Below are 18,534 nucleotides of genomic sequence, written 5' to 3'. Positions count from 1 at the left end.
CAAAAATGACTGACCAGACCACCACCCTGTCCCACCGGGCCCTCCGGGGACGACTCGCCGAACTCGGGTTGGAACTCCCTGACGTCCCCGGAACCGTCGCCGCATACGTACCGGCCGTCCGGGCCGGAAACACCGTCTACACCTCGGGGCAGCTTCCCCTCCGGGAGGGCAGAATGTCTGCTGTGGGCAAGGTCGGGTCCGACGTCTCTGTCGAGACGGCAGCCGGCCTGGCCAGGACGTGCGTTCTGAACGCGCTGGCCGCTGCAGGGGCCCTCGGCGACCTGGACCAGGCGAGAATCCTCAAGGTCACCGGTTTCGTCGCCTCCGCCGCCGGCTTCAATGGTCAGCCGGCGGTGGTCAACGGTGCTTCCGAGCTGCTGCTGGAGCTCTTTGGCGCCCGCGGGGAGCACGCCCGCTCGGCAGTCGGGGTGGCCGAACTGCCCATGGATGCCCCCGTCGAGGTGGAGATTATCGTAGAGTTTTCCTGACCGGCGCGCCAGGCTCCGAATCGATGCGGCAGAGGGGACAGATGTGCTGAACGTCGTCCGGCTCAGGGTCTTGCGGGAGCTGCATCACCGCAAGACCCTGACAGCGGTGGCCGCGGCATTGTCCTACAGCACGTCAGCGGTGTCGCAGCAGATCCGGCTGCTGGAAAAGGAAATCGGCGTCCCCCTCGTCGAGCCCTCCGGGCGCCGTCTGCAGCTGACCCCCCAGGGCCTGATCCTGGTCGCCCACGCTGAGCAGATTCTCGAATTGCTTGAACGTGCAGAGGCGGACGTCTCGACCTCCATGTCCCAGCCCCGAGGCGTGGTCAAGGTCGCGGCCTTCCAGTCCGCGGCCCTGACGATCATTCCCGACGCCCTGAACGAGCTGCGCCGCCTGCACCCGCAGCTGACCGTGGAGTTCGAACAGGGTGAACCGGAGGCCACGCTGCCGTCTCTGGCCTCCTCCGAATACGATCTTGTGATCGCCGAGTCATTCCCCGGACTGCCGCTGCCGTCACGGCCGGGGATCACGGTCACCACGATCATGGACGATCCACTATGGCTCGTCATGGACGCGACCATCGCCGACGGCCTGGACCCGGGCCAAGGCCTGATCGCGCAGCTCGCGGACACCCGCTGGGCGGTGGAGACCGCAGACGCGGCTTCCCGGACCTGGCTAACCAACCAGTGCCGGAAGGCAGGCTTCGAACCCAAGGTCATCTGCTCCTCCGAAGATGTTTCGGTGCACTTGCGGTTTGTCGAAGCCGGGCTGGCCGTCGCCGTCCTTCCCGGACTCGCGCTCGTTGGTGCGTCGACGAACCTTCGCCGGTTTCCCACGGCCGCGGGCATGCAAAGCCGTCAAATCCTCCTCGTAGCCAGAGAAGCTTCCAGCACCCGCCCCGCCATAGCCGCCGTTTCCGCTGCCCTTCACAGGGCCGCCGCGGCCTACACAACCGGGCGAACCAGCGAAAATTAACATCGGACCGAGGAACCCCGAACTGAGCGTGACCGCGACGTTCCCCGCCACGGCAGCATCACCACGAGGTCAGCCAGGCGGAACCCGCGCATTTCCATTTCCGGGGAAACCCGGGGAGGGCCCGCACGTGCTGGCCCTCCCTTGGTTGTACGCCCAGCATGGGCATTTGCTTGGAGGTGTGAGTCCTCTGCAGGAGACGGTGGTTTAACCCGGGGTTTTCATCAATGTTGGGCTGAGGGGTGTGTTTAAGAGACGAAAAGGTGCTCTGACAAGGGAAAATAGGGGTGTCTACGCCGTTATTTCCGTGTCTTGAAGGAGCACCTTTTCGATGCACCAGCCTACCAAGGTTTTCCCGTCCGTCCCGGTCACTTTCACCGGCCAGTCTCTGGTCTCCCATGCCGGAGGACGGATCCTGACGTCATTCATCGACGCCCTCGGGTTCCGGGATCTGTGCGAGGACCGGCTCGGGCAGTTCGTGCCCGCGATGGCCTCGCACCGGCCCGGGAGGCTGCTCGGGTCGCTGGCGGTGATGCTCGCCGCCGGCGGCGAGAGCATGCCTCCGACCTGGACATCCTGCGCTCCCAGCCCGGCGTGTTCGGCCAGGTGCCCTCGAACGCGACAGTCTCGCGGTTCTTCGAACGCACCGTGAAGAACCCGGACGTCTTCGATTACGGCTTTTCGACCCTGGCCAAGGAACTGCGGACCCGGGCCTGGGAAGCCGCAGGGGACCGCAGCCCCGCGGTGAAGGCGACGGCCGCGGACCCGCTGCTCATCGACCTCGACGCCACACTGGTGACCTCGCACTCGGAAAAGGAACAAGCCACCGGAAACTACAAGGGCGGGTTTGGATTCGCCCCGTTCACCGCCAGCATTGATTATGGTGCCGGCAGCGGCACCGGGGAGGAACTCGCGGTGCTGCTGCGCCACGGCGGGGCAACCGCGAACAACGCCGAGGACCACATCCGCATCTTCGAGGCCGCCATCGCCGTCCTGCCCGACGCCCTCTACGGTGAGGACGAGGAACTGGACGGGGAGAAGATCCTGGTCCGCACCGACAGCGCCGGCGCGTCCCGGAAGTTCCTCTGGTACCTGCATTCGCGCGGCGTGCAGTTCTCCGCCTCGTACCCGGTTCCGGTCGGCAAGGCCCACATGATCGACTGGATCAACGACAAGAAATACTGGCAGCCGGCCCTGGACCAGGACGGGGTCGAACGCGACAACGCCTGGGTCATCAACGCCACCCAGGTGATCCCGCTCCAGGACTACCCGCCCGGGACGAAGATCTTCCTGCGCGCCGAACCGCTGCACCCCGGCGCGACACCGACCCTGCTCGACATCGACGGTCACCGTGTGACAGCGTTCCTGACGAATGCCCCGCGCTGGCACGGACCTTTTCTGGATGCCCGGCACCGGGCCCGCGGCCGGGCCGAGAACCGCATCAAAACCCTAAAGAACACCGGGCTCGGAAAGCTCCCCTTCTTCGATTTCGCCGCCAACCAGGCCTGGGCCAACCTCGCGGTCCTGGCCGCGAACCTGGTCTCCTGGCTCCAGCTCACCGCCCTGCCCGACGGCCACAAGGCACGGGGCTGGGACATCAAACGCTGGCGCTACCGGCTCTTCGCCACCGCCGGGAAGATCATCACCCGCGCCCGCCGGAACCACCTGCTGCTGCCCGCCGCCGCGCCGGAGCAACCCCTCATCGCCGCCCTGCTCGAAGCCATCAGCCGGATCGCCGCGGCCGCGAACCGCCCCGCACCCCTGCTGCGGACCTGACACCACAGCCCCCCGGACAATCACGAGCAGGAAAGAAGAACACCAACGGGATCAGTGGAAACCCGCGCACCGCCCGGCGCCCCCGGGCCTTCAGCCACGCCCGAAATCCGATTCAGCCCGCCGGGACGGCAAAAACCAGGCCCGGCGCCCCGACCGCCATCCGATGAAAAATCCGGGTTAACTTCTAGCTGATGGCCACACTGCGTCACCGTGAGGTGGGGGTGGGAAGGAAGCGGCAGGAAAATCCCTGCACCGAGGGATACGAACCGCATAGAAGGCATGCTGATCGGGGGTAGGCCAGCAACGGATGGTGAAGCCCCTTCCAGGCAGCGTGAATTCCGCCCGGATCCCTTCCCATGTCTCATCGAGGAGCATGGTTTTTGCACATCGGTCCCCGCAGAAGGACGCTCACCTTGTTCATTCACCCGACGATAGTGTGCTCCCGAAAATTTGATAGTGACGGCAGTTATGAGTGAAGAGACTTGAGGCCCATGACGCCGCCGATGAGCATCAGCAGGAAAAGCACTTTGAGGATCGACACGGTTTCCGTGCCGGTGAGCATCGCATAGACGACGGTCAGCGTCGCGCCGATCCCGACCCACACCGCGTATGCAGTACCGATCGGCAGTTCCTTCATTGCATACACCAACCCACCCATGCTCAACACCAGGTGGGGAGACTCATCATCGCCAGGTTCTACCGGCTTCCGACGACTCGATACGGGACCTTCGAATCAAGGGCACGGCCATCATGTCTGGAAGAAAGCCAGGCCTTGGATCTGTCAGCCCACACGGCGTGCACCATTGGGGTTTCCCATACGGACACGGAATGGACGTGCAAACTACTACTGAAAATGACAATTTGAGGAACGTAAGGACGGCTGCGTTTCGTCCTGTCAAAGGATCCCTTGCTGAGACGAATTGGAGTCCGAATGCCCGTGTCCATTGCTTTGCTGGGTTGGAAGGGGATTTGATGAAACACGATCTGGACCGCGGTGCCCTAAGCCGCGTTATCGCGGTAATCAACGGCAAAGGCTAGGTCTTTAAGACCAGCCTGGTGGCCAGTGTAGGTGGTCTCCTCGCCGAGGGCGGATTGCGTGTGCTGCTCGTGGATCTCGACCCGCAAGGAAACCTTGCCGAGGATCTCGGCTACACCGACCAAGGGGACGGTGGGCGGAGTCTGGCGACTTCGCTGTGTTTCGGGTGAGAACCTGACCTGCTGGCCGGCGTCCGACCCGGCCTGGATGTTATTGCCGGCGGCCCCCATCTCGACGATGCTGCGGCATTCCTTGGAGCCAAAGCCCAGAAGGATCGTGACGCTGCGCAGCTGGCTCTGGCCAAACTGCTTGACAGCGTCGCGGGGGAGTACGATCTGGTCCTGCTGGACTGCCCACCGGGAAATGAGCCTTTACAGGCTGCCGCGGTGGCTGCCGCCCGTTACGCACTGGTTCCGCTGAAGACAGATATGTCCAGCCGTAAGGGTGTCGCCGCCGTCGCGGCGCGCATGGACAGCGTCGTCGGCCTCAATCCCTCCTTGGGCCTGCTGGGCGTTGTCCTTGTCGGTACCGGTGCGAAGTCCAAGCAGGTTCACAAGGTCACCCGTGACCATCTCACTGCCGATTTTGGCACCGACGAAGTGCTGTTCCCGATGAGCATCCGCCATGCGGAGGCCACGGCCCAGGCGTGCCGTGAGCGTGGATTGCTGGCCCACGAGCTTGAGCGGGAGCTGAGTAAGGGACCGAAGTGGTGGGAGGTCCTGCGCGGTGAAGCGAAGGCCGGACCTGCGGGGCCAAAGTCGGCTTCCAGTGTGGCCGAAGACCTCCACGCGGTCGCCATGGAAGTGACCCGTCGCATCGCCGTTGCAGAATCCCAGGAGGTCAACGCGTGAGCGCCGAACCGACACCCAGCCGACCGGCACTCGGTTTGCCTCCGCGGCGCACGGCAGCGCCGGCGGCAGAGGCGCCGCTGGCACGGATGCTTCCGGGTCACCGGCCGGAAACGCCAAAGAAGGCGGAACCCCAAGGAAACCGAAACAGCGAATATGACGGTGAGTATCCCTGCCGCGCTGCGGAACCGGGCGCGGGCCGCGTACCGGGCGACCAGTTACGCCGAGGGGGATAACACCTGGAGTCACTTTGTGGCGAAAGCGATCGAAACGGAGACGGCCCGTCGCGAAATCGAACACAATGCGGGTGAGATGTACCCGTCCTGGGGTGAAAATCTTCCCGGCGGTAGACGACTCAAAGACAGCTGAACAGCAGGTCATCTACCGATTAAGTGGTGGGCGCCGGCAGCCCTTAACGCAGTTCCTACATCTCGCGGTATTTCGGCTGGTCCCCAGGACGTGCTCGAGCTGTCCCCGCTGACCATGGCTCAGGGCCTCTCCGCCGTTGACATTTCCTGGGAAAATTCCCCGCTGGACTGATGACTCCGCAGCGATGACGCTGCCCCAGAAGTTTCCCTTTGCTGAGGGAGCTGAGGGAAAAGGAGCAACCCCATGAACACGACACCCACCCTCGAAATGCTCGACCCGGCCACCTTGACTGTGGACATCAACGTCCGCAAAGACGCTGCACTGACGCCGGAATTCATTGCCAGCATCAAAGAGCATGGCGTGATGGAACCCGTCATCGCCCACCGCAAGGACGACGGCGTGGTGCATGTCGTGATGGGACAGCGCCGCACCTGGACCGCTGAGGGCCCACCAGATCGATCCCGAGGATCGCGCCACCATCTCGCTCACCTAACACACTCTCCGACACTTCGGGGAATACGAGCCCGATCTCGCTCCTCCCGCCCAACAGCCCAATACCCGACTCGATCTCATCCCAAGAACGCTGTTCCCGCCAGGAACATAAACCACGCAAAAAACGGTGTATTGCCCCCTTCATGCATATCCTGTTCCACCCCTTTTCGGTCAAATTGAAGAGGAAGTTAAGATCTGCTTTTCAGATCTTCATTCATATGGTTATATTATGTTTGTGATGTGACCCACACTGTAGGCGGTCATCGTCCAGAAGACGCGCGGACCCACAAGGTCGGTGGATTGATCTCAACGTTTAGCGGAAGTGATCTCGTGATCGAACAACGCAAGCACAGTGGTATGAAGTCGATTGGCCGGCGGACCCTGGTCGAGGAAGCAACGGACCAGTTGCTCGCCCAGATCAAGGACGGGACCTGGCAGATCGGTGATCGCCTGCCGACAGCGACCAAACTGGCCGATGATCTGGGAGTCAGCCGCTCACCCATACGCGAGGCGACGCAGGCCCTAGTGCACGCGGGTCTGCTGGAGGCCCGGCAGGGTGACGGCACCTACGTCATTGCGGTCAATGAAGCCTCCGGGGCCATCGCACGTCGGGGCCAGCAAGCCGAGGCCAGTGAGGTCATCGATGTCCGGCGGGGTCTCGACGTTGCCGCGGCGAGGGCGGCGGCCCTGGCCAGGACGGATGAGGACCTTGCGGAGCTGGACGGCATTCTCGCGCGGCGGCGGCGGGCTGCGGAGCTGACCACCGAGGGCGAGTTCGTATTGCTTGACATCGAATTCCACCTTGGAGTGGCTAAAGCGGCTCACAACAGCATCCTTCAGGACTTGTACCAGGGCCTGCTGGGGGCCATCCGCAAGAGCATGGTGGTCGGTACCTACCTGGGGCCAGACCACCTTGCCCATGACCACGAAGACCTGCTCGACGCCATCCGTGGCCGGGACCAGGGTCTCGCGTCGGCTCTTGCCCTCGGAATCCTCAACGAACAAGAGGACATCGTCCGGCAACAGCCTTCCTGAGGCTCCGGATCCGTGCCCGGCACGGCATCTGTCACCGACCGTCACTGACGCGGTCGTTTTCACTTCTTGCAACCATTTTGAGATGTCGTGCGCCCTAGCCCGGGCCTAAAGCACGACCCCCTAGCCGCGCAGTGCGGCGGAGCCGGAGTACACGAATTGAGAACTCAACTTCACGCTCGATACGTCCTGGGCCATCTCGAGGGTGACCACGTCATCCATCGGGATGCCTCGGTCGTCTACGACGACGAGTGCATCGTCCACGTCGGACCGGGTTGGGTCGGTCCCGTGGACGAGATGATCGATCTCGGCAACTCGCTCATCATTCCGGGTCTCATCGACCTAGACGCTGTTGCCGACTTGGATCACATCATCCTGGATTCCTGGTCAGGCGCGGACCTGCGCAAGGGACATCAGTGGTCGGCCGGGTACTTTGCCAATCACCGTATGGATGTCTTCACCGCCTCCGAACGCCGACTGATCCGCAAGTTCGCCTTGGCGCAGCTGCTCCTGCACGGTGTCACGACGGCGGTGCCGATTGCCTCGGAGATCCACAGTTCCTGGGCCGAAACTTATGAGGACTTCGTCGACATCAGCCAGGAAGCCCTAGAACTTGGCCTGCGTGTCTACCTGGGTCCGAGTTACCGGGGCGGCGTCCACGTCACGCGGGAAGACGGGACCCCGGATGTCATGTGGTCGGTCCCGGACGGCGAGGACGGCCTCGACGGAGCCCGGCGTTTCGTTGAATACGCCGCCGGCCTGCCTGAATTGATTCAGCCGATCTTCGCACCATGTCGGATCGAGACCATGACACGGGAATTGCTGGCGAGGACCCATGAGCTGGCGACGGACTTGAACGTCCGCGTGCGCCTGCACTGCATGCAGAGCATGCGCGAATTGGAGCTGGTCGATGCCGCCCACGGGATGACACCCATGGATCTCCTTGAGGAGATCGGGCTGCTGAACGAGCGGCTCCTGGTCCCTCACGCGAAATATATGAGCCTGGAGTCGGCGGGCCGTCCCACGGACGTCGAACTGCGGCGGTTCGGGGCGTCGGGTGCAACGGTCGTGCACACACCGCTGACGGAGGCGCGCTTGGGTTATGCCATTGACAGTTTCGACCGTTACCTGGAGGCCGGCATTCCCATGGCCTTCGGCTCTGACTGTTTCCCGCCGGACCTCATTCGCGGCATGGAACTGTCGAGCAACCTGGCCAAGATCATGGAAGGCCGTCTTGACGCCGGAGCGGCCGCAGCGCTTCTGCGTTCGGCGACCACCGGTGGCGCCGACGCGTTGGGTCGGCCTGATCTCGGCCGCCTCGAGCCTGGTGCGCAAGCGGACTTGACGGTCTTCTCTTTTGAGGACGTCATGGTCGGCATGGTCGAAGATCCCATCAGGACCCTCTTGATGCACACCACCGCCCGCGACGTCAGCATGACAGTTGTGGCCGGACGAACTGTCATGCGGGATGGCAAGCTCCCAGGCCTGGATCTGGAGAACCTGCGCAAGGAGGCACAGGCACTCTTCGACCGCATGAAGAACCGCTATCCCGAACGCGACGTCCATGGCCGCGACATCGACACCCTGTTTCCCCCCACGTTCACGTCTGCCCCTTTTCATTAGGAGTTAGAATGCCAAAATTCTTCAAGACCAGCGTTGTCCTGGTGCTCTCCCTCAGTGCCTTGGGCTCACTGAATGGCTGTTCTTCCGGTGGCGCGAACACCGGCCAGCCCGGCGGCTCAGGCAAGAACTCCCTCGTGGTCGCCTACTTCGGCCAGCTGGACACACTCGATCCGGTCGCCACGCGGACCCAGACCGGTTATGTCGTTCAGAACATGTACGAATCCCTCGTGTCCCACGACAACTCCGGCGCACTCAGTGGCCAATTGGCCGAGAAGTATGAGGTCTCCGGCGACGCTCAGTCCATCTCCATCACGCTGCGGGAGGGTGTGAAATTCCACGACGGCAGCCCCCTGGTCTCGGGGGACGTCAAATATTCTCTGGAGCGGTACCGCGCTGTGGGAAGCGGCGTGGCCGGCTACCTCGGAGACTATGAGTCGACCGATATCAAGGACGACCGCACCTTTACCATCAAGCTCTCCAAACCCAACGCGATCTTCCTTGACTGGCTCTCCCTGGTCTACATAGTCAGCGAGAAGCTCGTGAAGCCGAACGAGGGCAGCGACCACGCCCAGGCCTGGCTGCAGAGCAACGAGGCCGGGACCGGCGCCTTCTCGCTGGAGAAGAAGCAGACCTCCGGCGACATCGTGCTCAAGCGTTTCGCCGATTACTGGCAGTTCGACGGCAAGCGCGCAGACAGCGTCGTCTTCAAACGCATCGACCAAAGTGCCACGCAGAGGCAGAACCTCCTGGACGGTAGTGTGGATATCGCCTTCGGGCTGAATGCGGCGGATGCCGACGCCCTCAAGGGCACCAAGGTCAAGGTGAACAGCATGGCCGCCCCGAGCTCGGACTACATCTACCTCAACTCCCAGAATGGTCCCACCGCCGACCCACAGGTACGCGAGGCGTTGCAGCTCGCTTTCGACTACAAGGGCGCGCTGGAGAGTATTCGCAAGGGCCATGGGCAGATCTCCAAGGGCATCCTTCCCAACACCCTGCCTTGTGCCCCTGCGGGGCCGGAGCACAAGCAGGACCTCGCCAAGGCCAAGCAGCTGATGGCGGATGCCGCGGTCACCAAGCTGACGCTCAACTTCCAACCTGTCGTGCCCTTGGCCCAGGATATGGCCACCTTGATGCAGTCCAACCTCCGGGAGATCGGGGTCCAGCTCGACCTCGTCCCCATCGGGTTCCCTGATTACCTGGCCAAGCTCAGCGATCCCACAAAGATCCCCCAGATGATGCTGGCGCTGGAGGGTGTCCCCATGCCGGAGGCGGGTGCCGCGCTCTTCCAGCAGTACACGACGTCGCGTATCGGCACGACCAATCGCTCCGCGTACAGCAACCCTGCGGTGGACGCCACGCTTGACCAGGCATCCAAGACGGCGGACACCACGGTGCGGTGTGGACTCTACACGCAGGCCGAAACGCAGATCTTCAAGGACCGTCCCGTCTTGAACCTTCTGACTGTGGATTCCGTCGTGGGCTACCGCGACGGCCTGACCGGCATCCGCCTGAACCCTGATGCGCGCCCGATCCGCGTCAGCGACCTGCGGTTCGAGTAGCCGGTAGCCATGTGGATCGTACGCCTGATCGCTAAGAGACTCGCCCTGGGCGCGGTCACCTTGATCGCCCTGGCTGCAATCGTCTTCTTCATCAGCACCCTGGTCCCGGGAGACCCGGCACGCGTCGCGGCCGGGGAGAACGCCACCGAGGATCAGATCTCTGCGGCCCGGGAAAGGCTGGGCCTAGACAAGGCCGTCCTGGTGCAGTTTGTCCTGTACTTCGGACGCCTGGTCCAAGGTGATCTGGGGAGGTCGATCTCGACCCATTCACCGGTGGTGAACGGCCTTCTCGAGGCGCTGCCGTCCACCTTTGAACTGGTGTTCCTGGCCATCGTCATGATGGTGGTGGTGGCCCTGCCTACAGCGACGATCGCTGCGCTCGGGCGGGGCCGCGCCGGGGACCAAGTCCTGAGGACCAGCGCGGTCTTCACCGCCGGAATACCCACCTTCTGGCTGGCTCTCCTGGTCCAGTTCTTCGTGGGCGGACAGCTGCAGCTCCTGCCCATCTCAGGCGCGGTGTCCCGCCAGTACGGGGTGGACCGCCACACCGGCTTCATGCTGATCGACGCGAGTATCTCCGGCGGCCTGGAGGCCGGTTGGGACGCCTTCCTGCACCTGCTGATGCCGGCGGGGGTCTTGGCGGTCCTGTTCGGGGCGCAGTTGTTCCGCGCCCTCCGGACGGAGATCATCCGTGTCCTGGCCCGCGAGCACATCGCGGTGGCGCGATCCAAGGGTGTGCCACTCATGCCACTTGTCCTGCGCCATGTCCTGCCGAACTCCATTGGACCGGCCATCACTATTCTGGGTGTCCAGTTCGGCATGATGGTAGGTTCCGCGGTGCTGGTGGAGTCCATCTTCGCCCTACCCGGGCTGGGCTCATACCTCACCAATGCGGTGGGCTCCGCAGACGTCAACGCCCTGCTCGGCGCGGTCTTGGTGACGGGCCTCGTGGTGGTTGCAGCCAGCCTGGCGGTGGACCTGCTGCAAGCTATTCGCGATCCGCGGGTACGTGCCGCACAGAACGGAGGAGGACGATGATGCAGACAATTTCAGCCGCAACGCCCCGGGCATCGACCTGGCGCCGGCCCCTGCGGGCCCTGACACAGATCCGGGGCGTCGACCGGGTGGTCGCCATCATGGCGTTCCTCCTGCTCCTCCTGGCTGTTGTCGGACCATACCTTACACCGTACGACATCCTGGACTCCAACATCGCCGCCGCCTCACAGCCGCCGGACGGCACGCACTGGCTCGGCACCGATGAACAGGGGCGGGATGTCTTCTCTCGCGTCCTGGCCGGTGCCCGCTACAGCATCCTCGGCTCCGTCGTCGTCGTCGTCGGGTTCTCCATCATCGGCGTCTTGGTGGCGGCCATCGCCACTATCGGCGGCCCCGTCGTGGACGAGATCCTCATGAGGCTTACCGACGCCGGTCTGGCAGTCCCATCCATGGTGTTGAGCCTGGCGCTGTCCGCGGCGATGGGGCCGAGCCTAAACTCGGCCATGATCGCGATGATCGCCACAGGATGGCCCTACACGGCACGGCTGCTGCGGACCATCATGCGGGAGACGATGGTCCTCCCGTTCGTGGAGGGCGCCCTGATCATGGGTGTTTCCCGCCGACGGCTCATGGTCAAGCACGTCATTCCGAACTCCCTGGATATTCTGATCGTGAAGTGGGCGGGGGACATCGGCAACACCATCCTGGTCCTCGGAGCGCTCTCCTTCTTGGGAGTCGGGGCCCAGCCGCCCAGCGCCGAATGGGGCGCGATGATCGCCTCCGCCCAGGCATACATGTCAACGTCGTGGTGGGCGGCCTTCGCCCCCGGCATGGCCATCACCATTACGGCCGTCACATTCGGCCTGCTGGGGGAGTCCCTGCAGGTACGGCTCAATCCGGAGGTGCGCCAGCACTTCGGACAGGTGAGAGGAACTTAGTGACCCAGAATCAAGAAACCATGGAACGCACCAGATCGGCGTCCGATGTCCCGGCCCTCGACGTCCAGGGGCTCTGCGTGGACGTGGACACCCCAACGGGCCGGATCCGACTGCTCGACGACGTCTCCTTGGCTGTGCGCCCCGGGGAGCGTCTGGCAGTGGTCGGGGAGTCCGGCTCGGGGAAGTCTGTCATGGCTCGCTCCGTCCTGCAGCTCGGGCAGAGCTACCGCACTTCCGGCAGCATCAAGGTGGGCGGCACCGAGGTGACGGGCCTCTCGGAACGCCAGATGTCCCGCCTCCGCGGCTCAAAAGTCGGCATGGTGTTCCAAGATCCATTGGGTGCCCTGAACCCTCTGCAGACCATCGGGGAGCAGGTGGCTGAGCCCCTGCGCGTCCGAGGCGTCTCCCGCCAGAAAGCCGAGCGTGCCGCGGTGGCGATCCTTGAGGAACTCGGTGTCGCCAGGGCTGCCGAGCGGATGAGGGCCTATCCCCATGAGTTCTCCGGCGGCATGCGGCAGCGCGTGGTGCTCGCCATGGCGCTCATCGCGCAGCCGGAGCTGCTCATCGCGGACGAACCGACCACGGCCTTGGACGTCCGGGTTCAGGAACAGGTCATCGACCTCCTTCACGAAGTGTCCACCGAAAGGGACCTGGCGGTCATCCTCATCACCCATGACCTGGGAATCGTGGCGGGTTTTGCGGACCGCGTGGTAGTCATGTACGCCGGCCGTAAGATCCAGGACGACGACGCAGCGCGGCTGTTCGCGCAACCCGCCCACCCGTATGCCCGGGGACTGATCAAGGCCGTGCCGCGGATCGACCACCGCATTGACCAGCTGGTCGGCATACCTGGCGTTCCACCCCATCCGAGCGCACGACCGACCGGCTGTGCCTACCACCCCCGCTGTCCCTTCAGCACGGAAATCTGCGAAGTGGAAGTTCCCGCCGAACGCCTCATGGCGGCGGGAGGCACAGTGGCCTGCCACCTATACGCCCTCGAAGGGAGCCCGGAATGACCATCCTCGACGTGCGGTCCATCTCCAAGTCGTTCGGGCGCGGAAAGCGCCGCTCCCTGGCGCTCGACGACGTCAGCTTTACGGTAGAACAGGGCACCATCACCGGCCTGGTGGGTGAGTCGGGCTCCGGCAAGACAACGATCATCCGGTGCATCATGGGTCTGGATTCCCCGGACTCCGGCGAGATCCTCTTCGACGGGCAGTCGCAGGTCAAGTCCGGCTTCAACGACCGGCGTCGGCTAGCCAAGGACGTCCAGATCGTCTTCCAGGACCCGACTGCCAGCCTCAACCCGCGCATGACGGTCGAGGAGCTCATCTGTGAGGGCATGCTGGTCCACGAGCTCTACCCGGATTCCGGAAAGCGCCGCGCCGAGGCCACCCGGCTCCTGGAAATGGTGGGCCTGGCGGAACGTGACCTGTCGAGGTACCCCGCGTCCTTTTCCGGAGGACAGCGGCAGCGCATTGCCATCGCCCGCGCGCTGGCGGTCAAGCCGAAACTCCTCGTCTGTGATGAACCCGTCTCGGCACTGGACGTTTCTGTACAGGCCCAGGTCCTCGGTCTCCTGGTGGACATGCAGCGGAACTTGGATCTGTCCTTGCTGTTCGTGGCCCACAACCTCGCCGTGGTCAAGCAGGTGTGCTCCGTGGTTCACGTCCTCAACGCTGGGCGCATCGTGGAGTCCGGTGACGCCGACGTGGTCATGTCGCACCCGCAAGATGCATATACGCGGTCCTTGCTCGAGGCCGTGCCCATCCCCGACCCGAGGATGGCCAAGGCGCGGCTCGCGGAGCGGCTGGCCGCACGGGCTGCCCGCCGGGCGGCCGAGGGAGCGGCCTCGTGACCGCATCCATTCCGGAGGAGGAACGGCACCCCCTGTGGTCCATCGACCGCGCTGCCCTGCCTGCCCGCCGCAGTCTCAAGTGGCGCGCCTATCCGCCCGACGTCCTGCCGCTCTGGGTGGCGGAGATGGACGCAGCGCCGCCGCGGTGTGTCACCGAAGAGCTTCACGCCGTCGTCGCGGCCGGGGACCTGGGCTACGCCTGGAGCGAGCCATACGAGCTCGCCGTGGCCGACTACGCCGCTACCGTCTGGGGCGTCCCGGTGGCCCGGGAGCAGGTGCGCACCTTCGCCAACGTCGTTGCCGGCCTGACAGAGATCCTCCGGGGCGGCGACACCCGCGGGGAGGTCATGATGAGCACCCCGGTCTATGGACCTTTCGCCCATGCCGCCGCGGAAGCTGGGCGTACCGTCCGCGCCATTCCCCTCGGGCCGGACTGGCGCCTGGACGTCACGGTGATCGAACAGGCCTTTGCCGAGGCCGCGGCGAAGGAAGGAGGCTGCGTCTACATCCTGTGCAACCCCCACAACCCAACCGGAGTGGTGCACAGCCGCCAGGAACTGGCGGCCCTCGCGGACGCGGCCCGGAGGTTCGAGGTGAAAGTGGTGTCGGATGAGGTGCACAGCCCCTTGGCTCTCGCGGGGGCCAGACACGTGTCCTATCTGGAGGTCGCCCCGGAATCCGACGCCGTCGTGCTGTTCTCCGCGTCCAAGGCCTGGAACCTCTCCGGCGCCAAGATCGCCGCGGCCATTGCGGCCACGGGCGGGGTCGGCACCCTCGAACGGCTGCCGGTTTCCCTGGCCCGCGGCGCGAGCCAGCTCGGTGTCATCGCCCAGGTGAGCGCCCTCAGTGAGGGGCAGGACTGGCTGACCGCGCTGAGGGCCGACCTTTCAGACGCTCGGGACCGCCTGCTGGAGACCGTGGCGGCCCACCTGCCCGAGGCGAGAATAGTCCGGCCCGAGGCCTCCTTCCTGGCTTGGATCGACTGCCAGCCCCTGGGGCTGGGACCCGATCCCGCCGCGCACTTCCTGGAACACGCCCGCGTCGCCCTGAGCGGGGGACTCGAATTCGTCGCCGGGGGAGAAGGCTTCGTCCGTCTGAACTTCGGAACCCATCCCGACTTGGTGCAGGAAGCGGTCGAACGCATGGCGGCATCCTTCACCTGACCTCTCCGACGCGTGATGTCGGCTGACCATGAAATGAAAGGACTCACCCATGAGACTCGGAAGCGACGCTCTGAAACTGCCTGGCGCCGGACGGCTCACCCCCGTGCAGCAGCTCCAGCAGGCCGCGGAGAGGGGGCTACATGGCCTCTACTTCCGCTCCACACTCCATCTGAGCCCCACCCTGGACCCGGGCTATCTGGACGAGGTGCGCGCCTGCGCCGATGACTTGGGCCTGTATCTGGAGGCGGGGTTGGGCAAGACCAACCCCTATACCTTGGCAGAGACCCCGGAGATCCGGGGGCTCGGTGACGGCGACACCCTGCTCGGATTTCGGAAAATTATCGAGGCGGCGTCACGGATCGGCATCTACGAACTGTGGTCCGCCACCGGCGGAATCAAGGCGTTCCCGGGATACCACATGTATGACCGCTTCCGGACTGACGTGCCTTGGAATGAGCAGCTGGAGGGAATCGAACGGCTCCTGATGAGGCTCGCGCCCATTGCGCGGGACGCGGGCGTCCACATCAACCTGGAGACCCACGAGGAGATTACGTCCTTCGAACTGGTCCGTCTGATCGAGGAGGTGGGACCCGACGTCGTCGGAATCACCTACGACACCGCCAACCCTCTGCAGCGCGGCGAAGTCCCCGAGATGACGGCACTCCGGGTGGCACCCTACGTCCGTCAGACCCACATCAAGGACGCCGTGCTCATTAGGAGCCACGACGGCTTTAAGTACCAGTCCCGTCCGAACGGCCAGGGACTCGTGGATCTGGACCCGATCCTGCCGATCCTCGCCGAGCACAATCCTGACCTCAATCTCTCCCTTGAAGTAGCCTTCGTCCGCGCCGCCGGGGTGAGCTTCCCCGAACTCGCTAGCCAGGATGTCCGCAGCCGGGTCGAACTCACCAACCCCGTATGGCGTGCGGGACACCCCGATCTTAGCGGTGAGGAACTGGCTGAGTACATCCGCCTGGGCAATGCGTTCAGCGACCGGGTGGACGCCGGTGAGGTGCCCGGCTTCGACGAGTTCGACCAGCGTGTCTGGGGCGAGGACGAGTGCTGGAAATGGGTCGCCGACTCACAGGCCTACGTTCAGGACATCTGCCGGCGGAACGGCATCCAGCTGGTGGGCCCGGATGAGGCCCTGACAGCGACGGCAGCTCAGCGTGGCTGACGTGACGGGGCCGACGAGGCTGCTTCTGGTCAACTGCAACACCTCGGGCACTACCAGCGAGCGGATCCGGTCCGTAGCAGCGGCGGTGGCGGCGGAGACGACCAGCGTGGATGTCGCAACCCCGGAATTCGGGGTCGAGCGCGTTGTCGGGTTCTACGACAGCTTCATCAGCGCCGCGGCGGGACTTCAGATGATGGCCCGCTGGCGCGGACAATGCGATGGCGTCATCATGGTCGGGTTCGGTGAACACGGCCGGGAGGGTGCCCGGCAGCTCATGGACGTCCCCGTCGTGGACATCACCGAGGCCGGGATGATGGCGTCCTGCCTTCTCGGGAACAAGGTGGGTATACTCGCCACCTCGGACCTGATGGTCGGCCCCATCCGGGACAGCATTGCAGCGATGGGGCTCGCGTCCCGGCTCCTTACGATCCACGTCGCCTCGGGCGCTGACCCGTCCGACCCCTCATCCTTCATGGTGGGCGCTCAGGCCTTGCTCGCCGGAGGTGCGGACGTGATCCTGCTCGCCGGGGCAGGGATGCTGGAAATCCAGGAGCATCTAATGCGGAACTGCGGGGTCCCCGTAGTGGACGGTCTGACGACGGCGGTTAAGTGGTGCGAGTCCCTTGTACAGCTCTCCCTCACCACAAGCAAGCTCCAGGACTACCGCTGGGATCCGGACAAGGCTGCGACGCTCGTCTAGCACCGTAACCGCGGCGCCACGGCGCAGGGCCTGCTTCCGGCAGAAAGGTCCTGCGCCGGGGCGCTGTCCCGACCGACAAGAGGATGCCCCTCCTGTTGCCTCACGACAATAGGTCCGGGAAGGTGGCTTCGTTGCCTCAGATGAAGGGTCCGTTTCGGGGCCGGGTTGAACCATGTGTTGACACTTGTAGTGTCGAGGCGCGGATTTTGCTTCGGCGGGTGCTTCGAGTTGACCGGTCGGGGCGACGATCTGCCGGGATAGAGCCGCGGGTTTAGGCTTTTGAACTGGGCGTTCAATGGTGATAACTGGGCGTTTGCCTAGGCGGGGTGTGTGACCGTCCGCTGGTGTGGCGTGAGCGCCTGATCGTGTTTCTTGACTACTTTCGCTCCGTGCGTTGCTTGGAGAGCAGTTTCTGTTGCGGGGGAATAGACCGTGAAGCGCGCGTCAGGCTCCCGGGCCCAGTTCTTCTGTTCCCATGGCCGCCGTCGTTCTTGTTGGCGGGCCGGGACCTACACCCTGACCGCCACCGAGACGTCCTTTACTACGGACAGCACCAGTTTCACCATCCCCTAAGCTGGTCCGTTCCCAGGAACAACCTTTGACTGCGCCAAATCCTCGTAGCGACCGTGGGTACGCATTCCGCGAAGACATCGCGGTGGCCGGATGCATCTCAAATACGATCCCTTGCTGAGACGTATGGAAGCCGCTCGGGGCCAACCTTGAACGTCGCCGCTATTTGGCGGCTTTCTGCGATGGATGGGCGGTGTTGATCAGCAATCCTTTGTCCCAATAACGTGTCTCACTTTGATATTCTCAGAGACACACATTTTCGTCCTTTGATAAGACTTCGAGGAGTACGATGGCGCGTCTTGGTTACGCACGAGTCAGCCTGGCGGATCAGAACACCGATCTGCAGCTTCGCGACCTCGACGCGGCCGGGTGCGACCGCATCTACACAGACCACGGGGTCAGCGGGACCCGGATCAAACGACCGGAGCTGGACCGGCTGTTGGACCGTCTCGGCCGCGGTGATGAGGTCGTGGTGTGGAAGCTGGACCGGCTCGGCCGCAACACCCGCCACCTGCTGGAGCTGCTGGATGACTTCAAGTCCCGGGGCATCAAATTCCGCTCGCTGCGGGACGGCATCGCCACTGACCCTGACAGTGAGGTCGGGGGAGCGATCGCCCAGGCGATGGTCACCATCATTTCTGCTTTTGCCCAGCTTGAACGAGACCAGCTCTCCGAGCGCACCAGGGCCGGCATGGCCGCAGCAGCGGCCGCCGGCCGAAAGGCCGGACGCCGGGAGGTCACCGCCGATCACGAGAAGGTACAGCGGGCGCATGAGCTGAAAGCGCGGGGGCTCAAGCCGGCCGACATCGGAAAGATCATCGGGGCCAGCCGCGCCACCGTGTACCGGTACCTGAGCATGGAGTCCTGAGGCGAACGAGCTACCCGTCCCGAAAGTTGGACGCACCGTTTATCTGTGACCGCAGCGATGTATTCTTC

Annotated in this window: 17 protein-coding genes and 3 pseudogenes; 17 read left to right on the top strand and 3 right to left on the bottom strand. The window is 64.3% G+C overall.

What is annotated here, in order from left to right:
- The first annotated feature begins 5 nt into the window (after positions 1 to 5).
- From ACQCSZ_RS24690 to ACQCSZ_RS24680, 3 genes and pseudogenes are all read left to right on the top strand, one after another.
- The gene (locus ACQCSZ_RS24690) at positions 6 to 488 is read left to right on the top strand and encodes a RidA family protein (protein ID WP_427008620.1); all 483 of its coding nucleotides are present in this window, start codon (positions 6 to 8) and stop codon (positions 486 to 488) included.
- Between the two features lie 43 nt (positions 489 to 531).
- Complete coding sequence (locus ACQCSZ_RS24685) at positions 532 to 1,461, top strand: LysR family transcriptional regulator (protein ID WP_427008619.1); 930 nt, start codon at positions 532 to 534, stop codon at positions 1,459 to 1,461.
- A gap of 328 nt (positions 1,462 to 1,789) precedes the next feature.
- Positions 1,790 to 3,234, top strand: a pseudogene (locus ACQCSZ_RS24680) (IS1380 family transposase).
- 466 nt (positions 3,235 to 3,700) lie between these two features.
- Here ACQCSZ_RS24680 and ACQCSZ_RS24675 read toward each other — a convergent pair.
- Positions 3,701 to 3,904 (bottom strand): annotated as a pseudogene (locus tag ACQCSZ_RS24675) (DMT family transporter); the annotation flags it as partial.
- Positions 3,905 to 4,233: 329 nt separating this feature from the next.
- Entirely contained in the window at positions 4,234 to 4,500 is a 267-nt protein-coding gene (locus ACQCSZ_RS24670) for a hypothetical protein (protein WP_427008618.1), read from the bottom strand.
- Here ACQCSZ_RS24670 and ACQCSZ_RS24665 point away from each other — a divergent pair.
- The 4 genes and pseudogenes from ACQCSZ_RS24665 (at position 4,450) to ACQCSZ_RS24650 (ending at position 7,014) form a co-directional block, all read left to right on the top strand.
- On the top strand, positions 4,450 to 5,121 hold the full coding sequence (locus ACQCSZ_RS24665) for a ParA family protein (protein ID WP_427008668.1): 672 nt from the start codon (positions 4,450 to 4,452) through the stop codon (positions 5,119 to 5,121). The genes ACQCSZ_RS24670 and ACQCSZ_RS24665 overlap by 51 nt on opposite strands.
- 153 nt (positions 5,122 to 5,274) lie before the next feature.
- A complete protein-coding gene (locus tag ACQCSZ_RS24660; protein WP_427008617.1) occupies positions 5,275 to 5,487 on the top strand; it encodes a ParB family protein in 213 nt (70 codons plus the stop codon).
- A 243-nt stretch (positions 5,488 to 5,730) separates the two neighbouring features.
- A pseudogene (locus tag ACQCSZ_RS24655) lies at positions 5,731 to 5,928 on the top strand (ParB N-terminal domain-containing protein); the annotation flags it as partial.
- A gap of 408 nt (positions 5,929 to 6,336) precedes the next feature.
- Complete coding sequence (locus ACQCSZ_RS24650) at positions 6,337 to 7,014, top strand: FadR/GntR family transcriptional regulator (protein WP_427008616.1); 678 nt, start codon at positions 6,337 to 6,339, stop codon at positions 7,012 to 7,014.
- A gap of 120 nt (positions 7,015 to 7,134) precedes the next feature.
- Here the strand turns inward: ACQCSZ_RS24650 and ACQCSZ_RS24645 are convergent, their stop codons facing one another.
- Positions 7,135 to 7,275, bottom strand: coding sequence for a hypothetical protein (locus ACQCSZ_RS24645; RefSeq protein ID WP_427008676.1), 141 nt, complete (start codon positions 7,273 to 7,275; stop codon positions 7,135 to 7,137).
- Between ACQCSZ_RS24645 and ACQCSZ_RS24640 the strand changes: the two genes are divergently transcribed.
- From ACQCSZ_RS24640 to ACQCSZ_RS24595, 10 genes are all read left to right on the top strand, one after another.
- Positions 7,228 to 8,634 carry a chlorohydrolase family protein gene (locus ACQCSZ_RS24640; protein ID WP_427008667.1) on the top strand — a complete coding sequence of 469 codons (1,407 nt, stop codon included), beginning with the start codon at positions 7,228 to 7,230 and terminating at the stop codon, positions 8,632 to 8,634. The two genes, ACQCSZ_RS24645 and ACQCSZ_RS24640, sit on opposite strands and share 48 nt — an antisense overlap.
- Before the next feature lie 8 nt (positions 8,635 to 8,642).
- The gene (locus ACQCSZ_RS24635) at positions 8,643 to 10,196 is read left to right on the top strand and encodes an ABC transporter substrate-binding protein (RefSeq protein ID WP_427008615.1); all 1,554 of its coding nucleotides are present in this window, start codon (positions 8,643 to 8,645) and stop codon (positions 10,194 to 10,196) included.
- Between the two features lie 9 nt (positions 10,197 to 10,205).
- A complete protein-coding gene (locus ACQCSZ_RS24630; RefSeq protein ID WP_427008614.1) occupies positions 10,206 to 11,234 on the top strand; it encodes an ABC transporter permease in 1,029 nt (342 codons plus the stop codon).
- A complete protein-coding gene (locus ACQCSZ_RS24625) occupies positions 11,231 to 12,130 on the top strand; it encodes an ABC transporter permease (protein ID WP_427008613.1) in 900 nt (299 codons plus the stop codon). The genes ACQCSZ_RS24630 and ACQCSZ_RS24625 overlap by 4 nt, the downstream gene beginning before the upstream one ends.
- Complete coding sequence (locus ACQCSZ_RS24620; RefSeq protein ID WP_427008612.1) at positions 12,130 to 13,146, top strand: ABC transporter ATP-binding protein; 1,017 nt, start codon at positions 12,130 to 12,132, stop codon at positions 13,144 to 13,146. Before ACQCSZ_RS24625 ends, ACQCSZ_RS24620 begins: the two co-directional genes overlap by 1 nt.
- Positions 13,143 to 13,988: an ABC transporter ATP-binding protein gene (locus tag ACQCSZ_RS24615; protein WP_427008611.1), complete on the top strand. Its 846-nt coding sequence runs from the start codon at positions 13,143 to 13,145 to the stop codon at positions 13,986 to 13,988. Before ACQCSZ_RS24620 ends, ACQCSZ_RS24615 begins: the two co-directional genes overlap by 4 nt.
- The gene (locus tag ACQCSZ_RS24610) at positions 13,985 to 15,151 is read left to right on the top strand and encodes a MalY/PatB family protein (protein ID WP_427008610.1); all 1,167 of its coding nucleotides are present in this window, start codon (positions 13,985 to 13,987) and stop codon (positions 15,149 to 15,151) included. Before ACQCSZ_RS24615 ends, ACQCSZ_RS24610 begins: the two co-directional genes overlap by 4 nt.
- A gap of 49 nt (positions 15,152 to 15,200) precedes the next feature.
- Positions 15,201 to 16,328, top strand: coding sequence for a sugar phosphate isomerase/epimerase family protein (locus ACQCSZ_RS24605; protein ID WP_427008609.1), 1,128 nt, complete (start codon positions 15,201 to 15,203; stop codon positions 16,326 to 16,328).
- A complete protein-coding gene (locus ACQCSZ_RS24600; protein ID WP_427008608.1) occupies positions 16,321 to 17,028 on the top strand; it encodes an aspartate/glutamate racemase family protein in 708 nt (235 codons plus the stop codon). The genes ACQCSZ_RS24605 and ACQCSZ_RS24600 overlap by 8 nt, the downstream gene beginning before the upstream one ends.
- Positions 17,029 to 17,887: 859 nt before the next feature.
- On the top strand, positions 17,888 to 18,466 hold the full coding sequence (locus ACQCSZ_RS24595) for a recombinase family protein (RefSeq protein ID WP_427008607.1): 579 nt from the start codon (positions 17,888 to 17,890) through the stop codon (positions 18,464 to 18,466).
- Positions 18,467 to 18,534 lie beyond the last annotated feature (68 nt).

Origin of the sequence: Pseudarthrobacter sp. H2 (assembly GCF_050157045.1) — a bacterium.
GTDB lineage: Bacteria > Actinomycetota > Actinomycetes > Actinomycetales > Micrococcaceae > Arthrobacter.
Note: the sequence above shows the minus strand (reverse complement) of the source record. Positions and strands in the feature narration are given on the sequence as shown.